Origin of the sequence: Sandaracinobacteroides sayramensis (assembly GCF_022014495.1) — a bacterium.
Taxonomy (GTDB): Bacteria; Pseudomonadota; Alphaproteobacteria; order Sphingomonadales; family Sphingomonadaceae; genus Sandaracinobacteroides; species Sandaracinobacteroides sayramense.
This window is the reverse complement of the sequence record NZ_JAKLSQ010000013.1, coordinates 92,291-106,445: the sequence shown is the minus strand read 5'-3', so window position 1 is coordinate 106,445 and position 14,155 is coordinate 92,291. Positions and strand designations below refer to the sequence as shown.

The following is a 14,155-nucleotide window of genomic DNA, read 5'->3' as shown; positions in this document are numbered from 1 at the left end:
CCCGAAGCTTCCGGCTTTTAACCCCGCGGCCTCAGGGCCGCGGGGTTTCATATGTCCGCACGAGCTGGTCCAGCAGGCGAACGCCATAGCCGCGCGGGCCTTTGGGCACGGTCGGAAGGGCGCTGTCCGCCCGATCCATCGCCGCCATGTCGACATGCGCCCAGGGCGTGGGCTGCGGCGTCAGGAAGCTGATGAAATGCGCCGCCGTGCCGGCGCCCGCCCGGCCGCCTTGCTTCGAATTCTGGATGTCGGCGATCTCGCTCGCCATGTCCTCGGCATAGCTGGAGTGGATCGGCATCCGCCACAGATCCTCGCCGACGCGCGCGCCGCCGGCCGTCAGGCGGCTGGCAAGCTCTTCGTCGCGGGCGAACAGGCCGCCATATTCCTCGCCCAGCGCCGCCACGATCGCGCCGGTCAGCGTGGCGATGTTCACGATCCCGGCCGGCTTATATTGCCGCGCCGCCCACTGGTTCGCGTCCGCCAGCACCAGCCGGCCTTCGGCATCGGTGTTGGTGATCTCCACCGTCTGGCCGTTCATGGTGCGCACCACGTCGCCCGGGCGCTGGGCGTTGCCGTCGGGCATGTTCTCGGCGAGTGCCGCCACGGCCACCACATTCGCCCGCGCGCCGCGCTTCGCCGCCGCGATCGCCGCCCCCACCACGGCCGCCGCGCCGGACATGTCGCCCTTCATTTCCCACATGCCGGCGGCCGGCTTGATGGAAATGCCGCCGGTATCGAAGGTGATCCCCTTGCCGACCAGCGCGATCGGCGCGGCATTGCCGGCGCCGCGATATTCGATCGCCAGCAGCCGCGCCGGCCGCCGCGAGCCTTGCGAAACCCCCAGCAGGCTGCCCATGCCCAGCGCCCGCATCTGCGCTTCGTCCAGCACCGTCACCTTCACATTGGGCACGCCCTTCAGCTCGGCCTGCACCGCGGAAACGAAGGTCTCAGGGTAAAGCTCGTTCGCCGGCGTGGTGACGAGATCGCGCGCCAGCCGCACGCTGGAAGCCAGATGCGCCAGATCGGCGGCATAGGCCGCGCCCGCGCTGGAATCCGCCGTCACCACCGTCACGGCCTGGGTCGGAATGGCCTTCGGCGCGGACTTCAGCCGGTCATAGCGATACTGCCCCAGTTGCGCGCCATAGGCGACATAGGGGGCGGACCCGGCGGCGAGCCCGCCGGTCAGGATGGCGATTGGGTGCGGCTCGTCGCGCAGCGCCTGGATCGCCTTGCCGCCGGCATCGGCCAGCGCGCTTTCCTTCGGCGCGGTTCCGGGCTCGACCCCGACCAGAAGGATGGCCGGATGGCCGCCGATCCCGTGCAGCTTCAGCGTGGAAAGCGGCGCGGCCTCGAAGCGGGCGGCGGCGGCCGCCTGTTCGATCGCGGAAACGGTCGCGGCCGGCAGCCCGGCGGCGGCGCGGGCGATTTCCCCGCCGGTTTCCCCTTTGCCCGCCACCGGCACCACCAGCGACGCCCCGGCCGGCACCTCGGCGGCGAAGCGGATCGGCCGCTCGGCGCTGTTCGCCCGCGTCGACGGCGCCACGCCCGACCCGACGCTCACCCGTTCCTGCGCCGAAACCGGGGCGGTGAGGGCAACGCTTGCAAGAAGCAGGGCGAGGGCAGGGAAGGTGCGCATCGTCAAATCGTCTCCTGTGATATTGTCACATGATTGACTAGCAACGCCGGCAAAGCCTGCCAAGCCGTTCCGGAACCTGTCCGCCTTTGGGGGTTTCGAGCGCCGCTCAGTTGCAGTAGCGTCAGGCGGATGCATTTTCTGGGGAGAGTTCCGTCATGCGCGAGGCAAAGCAATTCTACATCGACGGCCAGTGGGTCGACCCGGCTCCGGGCTCGACGCTGCTCGATGTCATCAACCCGGCGACGGAAGCGCCGATGGGGCGGATCGCGATGGGTGGCGCGGCCGATGTCGCCAAGGCCGCCAAGGCCGCTCACACGGCTTTCCAGAGCTTCGGCCGCACCAGCCGCGCCGAGCGGCTGGACCTGCTCGCCGCCATCGCCGGCGAATATCAGAAGCGCTATCCGGAAATCGCCGCCGCCATCACCGAGGAAATGGGTGCCCCCGCCTGGCTGGCGTCGCAGGCGCAAGCGGCGCTCGGAGTCGCGCATTTCCAGACGGCGATCGCCGTCCTCAAGGATTATGAATTCGACGAGGAGCGCGGCGGCACCCTCATCACCAAGGAGCCGATCGGAGTCTGCGGCTTCATCACGCCATGGAACTGGCCGATCAACCAGATCGCCTGCAAGGTGGCGCCGGCGCTGGCCGTCGGCTGCACCATGGTGCTGAAGCCGTCGGAAGTGGCGCCCTTCAACGCCATCCTGTTCGCGGAAATCCTGCACGCGGCCGGCGTGCCCAAGGGTGTGTTCAACCTGGTGAACGGCGACGGACCCACGGTCGGCGCCGCCATTTCCAGCCACCCGCTCGTCGACATGGTGAGCTTCACCGGCTCCACCCGCGCCGGGATCGAGGTGGCGCGCAACGCCGCCCCCACGGTGAAGCGCGTCAGCCAGGAACTGGGCGGCAAGTCGCCGAACATCGTGCTCGACACGGCCGACCTGCAGAAGGCGGTCGCGGGCAGCGTGCAGCGGATGATGATGAACTCCGGCCAGAGCTGCAACGCGCCCAGCCGCATGTTCGTGCCGGCGGCGAAGATGGAGCAGGCGAAAGCCATCGCCAAAACCGCCGCCGAGGGGCTGACGGTCGGTGATCCGAACGGCAACCACACGCTCGGCCCGGTCGTCTCCGAAGCGCAATTCAACAAGATCCAGGGCCTGATTCAGAAGGGCATCGACGAAGGCGCCACCCTCGTCGCCGGCGGCCCCGGCCGGCCGGAGGGGCTGGACAAGGGCTATTATGTGAAGCCCACCGTCTTCGCCGACGTGACAAACGACATGACCATCGCGCGGGAGGAAATCTTCGGCCCGGTGCTCGCCATGCTCGCCTACGACAATCTCGAACAGGCGATCGAGGAGGGCAACGACACCCCCTATGGTCTTGCCGCCTATGTGCAGGGGCCGGAAGCCGAGGCCCGCGACGTGGCGCGGCGCCTGCGCGCGGGGCAGGTTATTTTGAACGCCGCCTCGCCCGATTTCATGGCCCCCTTCGGCGGCTACAAGCAATCGGGCAACGGTCGCGAATGGGGTGACCATGGTTTCACGGATTTCCTTGAAGTGAAGGCCGTGATCGGCTGGAAGGCGGCGGAAGCAGCCGAATAGGAAAAAAGATTCGCATGAGATTGCTGGCGCGGGCGCTCGCCGCATGTGCGGCGCTCGCGCTCCTCTTTCTGGGGGTGGGGTTCTGGAACGCCACCCGCCCGCCCGAGGTGGTGAAGCTGCGCCTGCCGCTGGAAGGCCTGCCCGCGGGCCGGGAAATCCGCGTGCTGCACATCACCGACACCCATTATGGCTATCCGGACATGCGCACGCGGCGGCTGAACAGGATCGTCAGCCAGGCGAATGCGCTGAAGCCCGACCTCATCGTGCTGACCGGCGACTATATGGGCGGCAAGCTGTTCGACAAGCCGCGTTCCTGGCTGGAAGAAGCGCTGCCGCCGCTCGCCGCGCTGGAGGCGCCGCTCGGCGTCTATGCCGTGCTCGGCAACCATGACGAACCGAAATGGACGCCTGTGGTCATGGCGCGGCAGACCGCGCCGAAGCTGCTGGTGAATGCGCATGTGGATATCGGCCCGCTGGTCGTCGTCGGCTTGAATTCCGCTACCCATGGCGCCGATCCGGGGAAGGCGCTCGAGGGAATCTCGCCGAAGAGGCCCATCCTGCTGCTGATCCACGAGGGGGATTTCCTGACTTACGCCGCCCGCCCGCCCAATCCCGTGCTGGCGCTGGCCGGCCACACCCATGGCGGGCAGGTAATCCTGCCGCTCATCGGCTCGCTGGGCGATCTCCATGGCGGCAAGCCGCTCTGCCTGCGCGGCTTCTGCACCGTGAACGGCTGGCCGCTGTTCGTCAGTTCCGGGGTCGGCACCACCTTGCTTCCCATCCGCTATGGGGTGCCGCCCGAAATCGTCGAGATCAGCCTTTATTCGACGGGCAGGAACTCCGGCACGGAAAGATAGCGCTCGCCGGTGTCGTAGTTGAAGCCCAGCACCTTCGCGCCTTCGCCGAGCTCGGCCAGCTTCTGCGAAATCGCCGCCAGCGTCGCGCCCGAGGAAATACCCACCAGCATCCCTTCCTCCCGCGCGGACCTCAGCGCCCATTTCTTCGCGTCGTCCGCGGCCACCTGGATCACCCCGTCCAGCAGCTCGGTCTTCAGATTGCCCGGAATGAAGCCGGCGCCGATGCCCTGAATCGGGTGCGGTGCCGGCTGCCCGCCGGAAATCACCGGGGAAAGCGTCGGCTCCACCGCGAACACCTTCAGCTTCGGCCAGGCCGCCTTCAGCACCTGTGCCACGCCGGTGATATGGCCGCCGGTACCGACGCCGGAAACCACCGCGTCCAGCGGTTCGTCGCGGAAGTCCGCCAGAATTTCCTCAGCCGTGGTCCGCACATGCACGTCGATGTTGGCGGGATTCTCGAACTGCTGCGGCATCCAGGCGCCGGGGGTGGCCTCCACCAGTTCCAGCGCGCGGGCAATCGCGCCCTTCATGCCCTTTTCGCGCGGCGTCAGGTCGAAGGTGGCGCCATAGGCCAGCATCAGCCGCCGCCGCTCCAGGCTCATGCTTTCGGGCATCACCAGCACCAGCCTGTAGCCCTTCACCGCCGCCACCATGGCCAGGCCGATTCCGGTGTTGCCGCTGGTCGGCTCGATGATGGTGCCGCCGGGCTTCAGCGCGCCGGTCTTTTCCGCATCCTCGATCATCGCCAGCGCGATCCGGTCCTTGATCGAGCCGCCGGGGTTCTGCCGCTCGCTCTTGATCCAGACTTCGGCGTTCGGGAACAGCTTCGACACCCGCACATGCGGGGTGTTGCCGATGGTTTCCAATATGTTCGCGGCGCGCATGTCTCTTCTCCTCAGCCTTTCAGGGTTTCGGGAACGTCCAGCCGGTCCGCATCCCGCAATTCGGGGAACAGTCTGGCCCACAGGATGGTCACGATCAACGCCAGCAGGCCGCCGCCGACGGTCGCCGCCATCGGCCCGATGGCGGCGGCCATCACGCCGGCGCGGAATTCGCCCAGCTCGTTGGAGGCGCTGACGAACAGCAGCGACACGGCGGAAACCCGCCCGCGCATCGAATCCGGGGTGTGCAACTGGATCAGCGAGGAACGGACATAGACGGAAACCATGTCCGCCGCCCCCAGCACGAACAGCGCGCCGATCGAAAGCCAGAGATGCGTCGAAAAGCCGAACACCATGGTGGCGATCGCGAACAGCCCCACGTTCACGAACATCTTCTGCCCCACGCGGCTGCCGAGCGGGTTGCGCGTCAGCCACAGCGCGACGAGCCCGGCCCCCACGGCGGGCGCCGCCCGCAGCCAGCCCAGCTCCGCCGGCCCCACATGCAGGATGTCGCGGGCGTAGATGGGCAGCATGGCGGTCGCCCCGGCCAGGATCACCGCGAACATGTCCAGCGAAATGGCGCCGAAGACGATGCGGTTGCCGCGCACATAGTCCAGCCCCTCCTTCACCGCCGCCATGCCTTTCGCCCCGGTCGAGGCCGGCAGCCGCACGGGCGGAATCCGGAACAGCGCCACCAGCGCCACGCCCAGCAGCACGGCCGCCACCACATAGGGCACCGCGGGCCCCAGATCGTAGGCCAGCCCGCCGATCACCGGTCCCAGCACCGCGCCGGACTGCCAGCCGATCGAATTCCAGGCGATGGCGGTGGGCAGCACATTCGGCGGCACCAGATTGGGCGCCAGCGCCGACAGGGACGGCGAGGCGAAGGCCCGCGCCACCCCGAACAGCACCGCCACCGCGAACAGCGGCCACAGCAGGGTGGAACCGGAAGCCGCCAGCAGCGCCAGCGCCACCGCGCAGGCCAGGTCCAGCGCCACCGCCGCCCGGGCGATCACCCGCCGGTCCACCCGGTCGGCGATCACCCCCACCACCAGGCTCAGCAGGAACACCGGCAGGAACTGCGCCAGCCCGACGAGGCCCAGCAGGAAGGCCGCCTCGCGGATGGGCATGGTCTGCCGCGCGATGTCGTAGACCTGCCAGCCGATCACCACCACCATCATGATCTGGGCAAGGGTAGAGCCCAGCTTCGCCACGAAGAAGGCGCGGAAGGCGGGATATCGGAAAGGCGAGGGCGGTTCGTCGGTCACGCCGCCCGGCTAGCAGCCGCGCCGCCCGGCCTCAAACGCTATTCCACTTGCGGCGGCGAAAGCAGGCCGGAGTCCGGCCCGCTCCTCGCAGAATGTGAAGCTTCTGCGGCGGCTCTCTTCATGGCAGGAAATCCGCAGGGAAAGCGGCGCCGTCTTGGGAGAGGCAGACGCCGCGCAAGGGGAGAAAAACATGCCGCTCAGCAACCGGGTCTCGATTCCCGTGCTCGCCGCCGCGCTGGCGCTTGCCGCCTGCAATCCGAAGGCGGAACAGCCGCAGGCCGAAGCCACGGGCCCGCAGGAGGATGTATATGCCAGGGCCGGATCGGCCGGCGCCGAATGGCTCACCTACGGCGGCACCTACGACGAGCAGCGCCACTCCAGCCTGAAGGGGATCGCCCCCGCCAATGTGGCGCAGCTCGGAGTCGCCTGGACCTACGATCTGAATTCCAACCGCGGCATCGAAGCCACCCCCATCGTCCACGACGGGGTGATGTATGTCACCTCCTCCTGGTCGATCCTGCACGCGCTCGACGCAAGGACGGGGCAGGAGCTCTGGGTGTATGATCCGGGCGCCGACAGGTCAGTGGGGGTCGACGCCTGCTGCGACGTGGTGAACCGCGGGGTCGCCATCAAGGACGGCGTGCTGTTCCTCGGCGTGATCGACGGCCGGCTGGAAGCGATCGACGCGAAGAGCGGAAAGCGCATCTGGTCGGTGCAGACGGTCGACCGCTCGAAGCCCTACACCGTCACCGGCGCGCCGCGCGTGGTGAAGGATATGGTGCTGATCGGCAATGGCGGCGCGGAACTGGGCGTGCGCGGCTATCTGTCTGCCTATGACGTGAAAAGCGGCAAGCTCGTCTGGCGCTTCTACACCGTGCCCAACCCGAAGATGCAGCCGGACGGCGCCGCCTCGGACCGGATCTTCGCCAGCCTCGCCAATGCAAGCTGGGGCCGCAACGGCCAATGGACGAAGGATGGCGGCGGCGGCACCGTCTGGGATTCGATCGTCTACGACACGCAAAACGACCAGATCGTCTTCGGAGTCGGCAACGGCTCGCCCTGGAACGCGCAGCTGCGCGACCCGGACGGGCGGGGCGACAATCTCTTCCTCTCCTCCATCGTCGCCGTGGACGCGGACAGCGGCCGCTACAAATGGCATTTCCAGACCACCCCGCGCGACAATTGGGACTATACCGCCACGCAGACGATCATCCTCGCCGAGCTGCCGCTGGGCGAGAATGGCGCGCCCCGCCGGGTGGTGATGCAGGCGCCGAAGAACGGCTTCTTCTATGTGCTGGACGCCCGCAGCGGCCAGTTCCTGTCCGGCAAGGGCTATGTCCCGCAGAACTGGACGACCGGGCTCGACGCCAACGGCCGCCCGGTCGAAACCGCGACGGCGCGGCCGGTATCGGGCAGCAGCCTGCTGCTCCCCGGCCCGCAGGGCGGCCACAACTGGCACCCCATGGCCTACAACCCCGAGCTGAAGCTCGCCTACATCCCGGCGCAGGAGCTGCCGCAGGGCTATGCGCCGAAGTCGAAGGCCGATCCGCGCACGAAGTGGAACACCGGCTTCGGCTTCGAGGAGGGCATGACGGTCGATCCGCTCGACCCGGCGACGCTGAAGGGCCTGCGCGCCGCCTACAAGGGGCGTCTCATCGCCTGGGATCCGGTGCGGCAGGAAGCCCGCTGGACGGTCGAGCAGCCGACGCCTTCGAACGGCGGCGTGCTCTCCACCGCCTCGGGCCTCGTCTTCCAGGGGCTCGTGGGCGGCGATCTCGTCGCCTATGACGCGGCGACCGGCAAGCCGCTCTGGCGCCACAATGTGAAGGCGGGAATCGCCGCGCCGCCCGTCACCTACGAGCTGGACGGAGAACAATATCTGGCGGTCGCCAGCGGCTGGGGCGGGGCCTATGCGCTTTCCGCCGGCTTCCTGTTCGACAAGGCCGTGCAATCGAACCTCGGCCGCGTCATCGCCTTCAAGCTGGGCGCGCAGGGCAGCGTGCCGGATCATGGCCTGCTCCCGGTCAGGCGCGAGCCGCAGGCAGCCGCCTTCGGCGACCCGGCCATGCTGCAACGCGGCTTCGTCGCCTACAGCCGCAACTGCATGGTCTGCCATGGCCCGATGGCGATCAGCTCGGGCGTGCTCCCCGACCTGCGCTGGGCGCCGACCACCGGCGACGCGGAAGCCTGGAGCGACGTGGTGAGGCATGGGTCGCGGGCGTCGAACGGCATGGTCGGCTTCGCGAAGCTCTTGAGTCCGGCCGATTCCGAAGCCATCCGCGCCTATGTCGTCCACCAGTCCCTGAACGCGCCGGACGGAAAATGAGGCGATAGCTCAGGGAAGGGGGGCGCCGCCCAGATAGTCCGGCCGGTGGCCGCTTTCCCGCCAGAAGCGCGCCAGCCCCATGTCGCGCACCAGTCCGGCGAAGCGCGGGTCGGCGCGAAAGTCCCCCATCATCGGCAGGAAGAGGAAATTGGTGTGGCGCCGCTGGGCGTCGTTGTGCCGGGTCTGACCGGGCCGCCAGCTCGTCGCGACCATCAGCCTGCCGCGTTCCAGCAGATAGGCTTCGGCGACGTCATAGGCGCCGTCGATTTCCCCCAGCGCCGCCAGCCCTATCGCCGCCTGCACGGCGGCGATAGGGCCTTCCTGCCGCACGCTTTGCAGCTGCGCCTCGGCCGCCGCCGCGCGCGAGGCGGAATCGCCGTCCGCCAGCGCCCGCGCCAGCCCTTCGCTGAGATGCAGGAAGGCCGGCGACATCCGAGGCCGTGTGCCTTCGTCCAGCACCATGGCCAGGGCGCGGTCCGCCCGGCCGGTGTGGGCGAACACGGTGTAGCGCGCCAGCCAGGTCGCGAAATGCCGGGGCCACAGATCCAGCCCGCGCGCGCCGGCCCGGTCGGCCTCGGCCACATTGCCGACCATCCAGTGCCCATAGATGGAACGGAAATTATAGCCGGCGTGCATCGGGTCGGACGCCACCGTCTCCCGCCGCAAGGGGTAATGCAGGCCGATCAGCCCGGAACTCGCCCGGGCGAAGGCCAGCGCATCCTTGGTCGGCAGATGCCCGGGGGCTTCGGCCGCCAGTTCTTCCAGCGCCGCCACCGCTTCGCCCCAATGGCCGAACAATGGCAGCAGCGCCGCCAGCGCCGCGCGCGCATCCAGCAGGCCCGGTTCCAGCCTCAGCGCCTGCTCCGCCGCCTGCCGCGCTTCTTCCTTCAGCTTCAGCATGGGGCCGGGCGGCGAGAATTGCGCCGCCTGCTGAAGCGCCATGGCCAGCTTTCCCCAGGCCGGGGCGTGGCCGGGATCCAGCGCCACCGCTTCGCGCAGATGCCCGACTCCCTGCTGGCTCGCTTCCGGTATGGCCAGCCGCAGCGCCCGGTCGCTTTCGGCGATCAGCGCCTCCACGCGTGGATCGCCGGCCGCCGGCCGGCGCCACAGGAACCGCGCGCCCGCAACCCCCGCCAGCCCCAGGGCCACGCCGCCCGCCAGCAGGGCCCGGCGCGCGACCGGGCCTTTGCCGCTCTCAAGGGCGGGCTCTGCAACCGGCGGCAGGTCCTCGGCCAGCAATCGGTAACCCAGCTTCGGGATCGTCTCGATCGCCACGCAGGCCGTGCCGGCGTCCTTCAGCGCGCGGCGCGCGCCGGCAATCGCCCGGTTCAGGGAATCGTCCCCCACCACGACTCCGTCCCAGCATTGCTCCAGCAAGGCCTCGCGCGGCGCCACCTCGCCTTTCGCGTCGGCCAGCGCCAGCAGCAGCTGCATCACCCGCGGCTCCACCTGCACCGTTCCCGCCGGCCCGGCGACGCTCCGCTCGGGCGGCAGCAGATGCAGGTCGCCCAAAGCGAGACGCGCGCGTCTGGCCGGCTCGATGCGCCTGCGCGCGGAGGGCGGCATTCCCTGCATGTTTCCCCTCGGCCTCCCGTTTTCCACCCGTCGGTCAGGAGAATATCAGAAATCCGTCAGATGCCCATCATGGCATTCGCCCCTCCGGCAAACCAGTCTCGACGCGCATCCGGCCCATGCCGGGGCATGTGCCAACAGGAGGTAAGCTGATGATGAAACGCAAAACCGGATTCGGGCCGTTGGGGGCGACGGCGCTTTTGGGGAGCTTGCTGATGGCGGCTCCCGCCTTCGCGGGCACCATCGGCCTGTCGGGAACCCGCCACAACATCACGCCGCCCGGCGTCAATAGCGCCGCCTGCGGCGGCGGCCTGGAGCTGAATTTCGGCCCCGATCTCTACACGGCCGGCGGCACGTCGAACCTCGGGCAATATACCTATACCGCCACCCATTGCATCGCCGCCCCCCCGCCGGGCACGACCTTCGACGGCGTCTTCGAATGGACGTTCGCCAGCGGCGGCAGCATCTTCGGCACGGACTACAGCGTCCTTACCGTGACCGAAACGCCGGGCCTGTTCGATGTGGTCAATTATCTGACGATCACCGGAGGCTCGGGCCGCTTTGCCGATGCCAGCGGCTGGATCACCGCGATCGGCACGGTCGCTTTCGGGGGCTATGAAGGCCAGCCGGCCAGCTTCGGCAACTTCACCTTCGAGGGCAGCCTGACGGCGCCGGGAATTCCCGAGCCGGCGAGCTGGGCGATGATGATCGGCGGCTTCGGCCTGGTGGGCGCCGCCGTCCGCCGCCGCCGCGTGCAGGCCTGCGCCAGCTAGCGGCCTGCCCCGGGGCGCCGTGGCCCGGTCGTCAGGGCCACGGCATCCTGTCTCGGGCGGGCCGTCTCAAAACATCAGATCGCCTGGCCGGCGGCCTGGGCGCTGGCCCAGGCCCATTGGAAATTATAGCCGCCGAGCCAGCCGGTCACATCCACCGCCTCGCCGATGGCGTAGAGCCCGGGCAGGCGGCTGGCCTGCATCGTCTTTTGCGAAAGCCCGTCGGTGGCGATGCCGCCGGCCGTCACTTCGGCTTTCGCGAAGCCCTCGCTGCCGTTCGGGCGGAAGCGCCAGTCGGCCAGCCGCGCCTGCGTTTCCGCCAGCAGCCGGTCCGGCAGGTTGCCGAGATCGCCGCCGACGCCCAGCCGCTCCAGCAAGGCGGCGCAAAGGCGTTCCGGCAGATGCTCCCCCAGAATCCGCTTCAGCGACGCCCTGGGCTGCGCCCGCTTCGCCGCCGCCAGCCAGCCGAGCGGCGCATCCGGCAGGAAGTCGATGCCGATCTCCTCGCCATGCGTCCAGTAAGAGGAAATCTGCAGGATCGCCGGGCCGGAAAGCCCGCGGTGCGTGAACAGCGCCGCCTCGCGGAACGCCACCCCGCCCGCCCGCGCGACGACCGGGGCGGAGACGCCGGACAGATCGCGGAACAGCGCCTCCTCGCCGCTGAGCGTCAGCGGCACGAGGGCAGGGCGCGGCTGCACCACCTTCAGCCCGAATTGCCGCGCCAGATCATAGGCCAGGCCGCTGGCGCCCATCTTCGGAATGGAAGGCCCGCCGGTCGCCAGCACCAGGGCAGGCGCTTCCGCTACCCGGCCGCCGAAGGTCAGGCGAAAGCGCCCGTCCGCATGCGCCACGTCCGAAACCGGGGTGCCGAAGGCGGTTTCCACCCGGCCGATGGCGCATTCCTCCAGCAGCATCGCCAGTATCTGCCGCGCCGAGCCGTCGCAGAACAATTGCCCCAGCGTCTTTTCGTGCCAGGCGATCCCGTAACGCTCGACAAGATCGAGAAAGTCGCGGGGGCTGTAGCGGCTGAGCGCCGAGCGGGCGAAATGCGGGTTGGCGGAAAGATAGCATTCCGCCGTCGCCCTGAGGTTGGTGAAGTTGCAGCGCCCGCCGCCGGAGATCAGGATCTTGGCGCCGGGCGCCGCATTATGGTCCAGCAGCAGCACGCGGCGCCCGCGCTGGCCGGCGACACTCGCGCACATCAATCCGGCGGCGCCCGCCCCCAGAATGATGGCGTCGAAGGTCATTTTCCGCGCGGCTTCTTCGGCTTGCCGCCCGGTTTGGGGCCGGCCGGTTTCGGCCCGGCGGTCTTCGGGCCTTCGGGGCGCCAGGGCCTGGCGGCGTGCAGCTTGTGCGGCTTCGGCCGCTGTTCCGCCTGCGGTCCCTGCTCCGGCGCGCGCTCGATGCGGATGCCGGTCTCGTCCTCCGCGCCTTCACGCGCGGTGCGCTGCAAGGCGGCGCGGAACTTCGCCTCGATGGCGCGCGGCACCTGGAAATGCGTTTCGCCGGCGGAAATGCGGATGGCGCCGATCTCGTTGCGGGTGATGTGCCCGCGCCGGCAGATCAGCGGCAGGATCCAGCGCACGTCGGCGCGCTGCCGGCGGCCGATGTCCATGCGGAACCACACCACATCCTCGAACCCGGCGCGGTGATGCGCCTTCATCGCGCCTTCCGCCGACAGGTCGACCAGTTCCTCCGGCGCCGGCAGCTTGGCGCGGTGCGCCCGCACCAGCGCCGCCGCGATATCCTCGGCGCCGCGCTGCTCCAGCAGCAGGGCGGCCATGTCGCGTTCCTCGTCGCTGGTTTCCACCGGCTCCATCAGCGCCGCCAGCAGCCGTTCCCGGTCCTTCGCATGGATTTCCTGCGGCGTCGGCGCTTCCACCCAGTCGGCGTCGATCCGGGCGCCGCGCAGCATGCTCTCCACCCGCCGGCGGTGCGGATAGGGCACCACCAGCACGGCCGTGCCCTTGCGCCCGGCGCGCCCCGTCCGGCCGGAGCGGTGCTTCAGCACGTCCGGGTCGCGCGGCAGCTCGGCATGGATCACAAGGCTCAGCGTCGCCACGTCGATCCCGCGCGCCGCCACGTCGGTCGCAACGCACACCCGCGCCCGGCCGTCGCGCAGCGCCTGCAGCGCCTGGTTGCGTTCGTTCTGGCTGTGCTCGCCCGAAAGCGCCACGGCGGCGAAGCCGCGCTCCACCAGCGCGGTGTGCAGCCGGCGCACATTCTCGCGCGTGGCGCAGAACAGCATCGCCGTCTCCGCCTCGTGGAAGCGCAGCAGGTTCACCACCGCATTCTGGATGTCGGCCGGCGCCACCGCGACGGCCTGATAGCTGATGTCTCCATGGCCCTCGCGCTCGTCGATGGTGGAGATCGCCAGCGCGTCCTTCTGGTAGCGCCTGGCCAGCGCCACGATCGGGCGCGGCATGGTGGCGGAGAACAGCAGCGTCCGCCGCTCGGGCGGGGTGGCGTCCAATATCTCTTCCAGATCCTCGCGGAAGCCCATGTCCAGCATCTCGTCGGCCTCGTCGAGCACGGCGAACATCAGCGCCGACAGGTCCAGCGCGCCGCGTTCCAGATGGTCGCGCAGCCGGCCGGGGGTTCCCACCACGATATGCGCGCCATGCTGCAGCGTGCGGCGCTCGCGCACCGCGTCCATGCCGCCGACGCAGGTGGCGATTCGGGCGCGCACCTCGCCGAACAGCCAGGTCAGTTCCTTGCTGACCTGCAGGGCGAGTTCGCGCGTCGGCGCGATCACCAGCGCCAGCGGCGCGCCGGCCGGGGGCATGGCGTTGTCGCCGGCCAGCAACTGGCGGGCGATGGCCAGCCCGAAGGCGACGGTCTTGCCCGAACCCGTCTGGGCGGACACCAGCAGGTCGCGCTCGGCGTCGGCGTCGATCACGGCGGCCTGCACCGGGGTCGGCGCGGCATAGCCGCGCGCGGCGAGCGCCTGGGCGATGGGGGCGGGAAGGGCGGAAAAGGGCATTGGAACGGGCTCGATACGGCTGCGGCGGTGGCCGGAACGGGGTTCCGGCGGCCAATCCTGTTGGGAACGGAAAAACGGGCAGGCTCTCCGGCAGATGGACTGCAACAAGGGCCTGCGCGCGGAGCGCCTTACAGCAAAGCGGCCGCCGGCGCCAGCCGCCGGGCGGGGATTTCCCCGCAGGATCGCGGCCTGGGCTGGGAACCTGTGCAACCCATTGATTTATTTGCCATCACTTCGCACTTTACCCGGGGCCAGCTTTCTTCCTCG

Annotated in this window: 10 protein-coding genes; 4 read left to right on the top strand and 6 right to left on the bottom strand. The window is 69.4% G+C overall.

The genetic code is table 11. The annotated features are described in order from the left end of the window. Positions 1-31 precede the first annotated feature (31 nt). Entirely contained in the window at positions 32-1,636 is a 1,605-nt protein-coding gene (locus tag L6Q21_RS11240; RefSeq protein WP_237830925.1) for a leucyl aminopeptidase, read from the bottom strand. 155 nt (positions 1,637-1,791) lie between these two features. Between L6Q21_RS11240 and L6Q21_RS11235 the strand changes: the two genes are divergently transcribed. Both L6Q21_RS11235 and L6Q21_RS11230 read left to right on the top strand, forming a co-directional pair. Then, positions 1,792-3,231, top strand: a complete 1,440-nt coding sequence (locus L6Q21_RS11235; protein WP_237830851.1) for an aldehyde dehydrogenase family protein — start codon at positions 1,792-1,794, stop codon at positions 3,229-3,231. A 14-nt stretch (positions 3,232-3,245) separates the two neighbouring features. After that, positions 3,246-4,088, top strand: a complete 843-nt coding sequence (locus tag L6Q21_RS11230) for a metallophosphoesterase (RefSeq protein ID WP_237830850.1) — start codon at positions 3,246-3,248, stop codon at positions 4,086-4,088. On the opposite strand, the gene cysK is transcribed toward L6Q21_RS11230, so the two are convergent. Together cysK and L6Q21_RS11220 are read right to left on the bottom strand one after the other, a co-directional pair. Continuing rightward, a complete protein-coding gene (gene cysK, locus L6Q21_RS11225; RefSeq protein WP_237830849.1) occupies positions 4,052-4,972 on the bottom strand; it encodes a cysteine synthase A in 921 nt (306 codons plus the stop codon). The two genes, L6Q21_RS11230 and cysK, sit on opposite strands and share 37 nt — an antisense overlap. 11 nt (positions 4,973-4,983) lie before the next feature. Continuing rightward, entirely contained in the window at positions 4,984-6,237 is a 1,254-nt protein-coding gene (locus tag L6Q21_RS11220; protein WP_237830848.1) for an MFS transporter, read from the bottom strand. 190 nt (positions 6,238-6,427) lie between these two features. Between L6Q21_RS11220 and L6Q21_RS11215 the strand changes: the two genes are divergently transcribed. Further along, complete coding sequence (locus L6Q21_RS11215; RefSeq protein WP_237830847.1) at positions 6,428-8,563, top strand: PQQ-dependent dehydrogenase, methanol/ethanol family; 2,136 nt, start codon at positions 6,428-6,430, stop codon at positions 8,561-8,563. Between the two features lie 9 nt (positions 8,564-8,572). Here L6Q21_RS11215 and L6Q21_RS11210 read toward each other — a convergent pair whose 3' ends face one another. Next, positions 8,573-10,129, bottom strand: a complete 1,557-nt coding sequence (locus L6Q21_RS11210; protein ID WP_237830846.1) for a winged helix-turn-helix domain-containing protein — start codon at positions 10,127-10,129, stop codon at positions 8,573-8,575. Positions 10,130-10,287: 158 nt separating this feature from the next. Here L6Q21_RS11210 and L6Q21_RS11205 point away from each other — a divergent pair, with 158 nt between their 5' ends. Next, positions 10,288-10,908 carry a PEPxxWA-CTERM sorting domain-containing protein gene (locus L6Q21_RS11205; RefSeq protein ID WP_237830845.1) on the top strand — a complete coding sequence of 207 codons (621 nt, stop codon included), beginning with the start codon at positions 10,288-10,290 and terminating at the stop codon, positions 10,906-10,908. Between the two features lie 74 nt (positions 10,909-10,982). On the opposite strand, the gene L6Q21_RS11200 is transcribed toward L6Q21_RS11205, so the two are convergent. Further along, positions 10,983-12,152, bottom strand: coding sequence for a BaiN/RdsA family NAD(P)/FAD-dependent oxidoreductase (locus tag L6Q21_RS11200; protein WP_237830844.1), 1,170 nt, complete (start codon positions 12,150-12,152; stop codon positions 10,983-10,985). Further along, positions 12,149-13,888: a DEAD/DEAH box helicase gene (locus L6Q21_RS11195; protein WP_237830843.1), complete on the bottom strand. Its 1,740-nt coding sequence runs from the start codon at positions 13,886-13,888 to the stop codon at positions 12,149-12,151. Before L6Q21_RS11195 ends, L6Q21_RS11200 begins: the two co-directional genes overlap by 4 nt. Between the last annotated feature and the right edge of the window lie 267 nt (positions 13,889-14,155).

Coding starts and splice junctions, on each gene's coding strand:
- L6Q21_RS11200 (WP_237830844.1), bottom strand. CDS start 12,152: ATGACCTTCGACGCCATCATTCTGGGGGCGGGCGCCGCCGGATTGATG.
- L6Q21_RS11195 (WP_237830843.1), bottom strand. CDS start 13,888: ATGCCCTTTTCCGCCCTTCCCGCCCCCATCGCCCAGGCGCTCGCCGCG.
- L6Q21_RS11205 (WP_237830845.1), top strand. CDS start 10,288: ATGATGAAACGCAAAACCGGATTCGGGCCGTTGGGGGCGACGGCGCTT.
- L6Q21_RS11210 (WP_237830846.1), bottom strand. CDS start 10,129: ATGCCGCCCTCCGCGCGCAGGCGCATCGAGCCGGCCAGACGCGCGCGT.
- L6Q21_RS11240 (WP_237830925.1), bottom strand. CDS start 1,636: ATGCGCACCTTCCCTGCCCTCGCCCTGCTTCTTGCAAGCGTTGCCCTC.
- L6Q21_RS11235 (WP_237830851.1), top strand. CDS start 1,792: ATGCGCGAGGCAAAGCAATTCTACATCGACGGCCAGTGGGTCGACCCG.
- L6Q21_RS11230 (WP_237830850.1), top strand. CDS start 3,246: ATGAGATTGCTGGCGCGGGCGCTCGCCGCATGTGCGGCGCTCGCGCTC.
- cysK (WP_237830849.1), bottom strand. CDS start 4,972: ATGCGCGCCGCGAACATATTGGAAACCATCGGCAACACCCCGCATGTG.
- L6Q21_RS11215 (WP_237830847.1), top strand. CDS start 6,428: ATGCCGCTCAGCAACCGGGTCTCGATTCCCGTGCTCGCCGCCGCGCTG.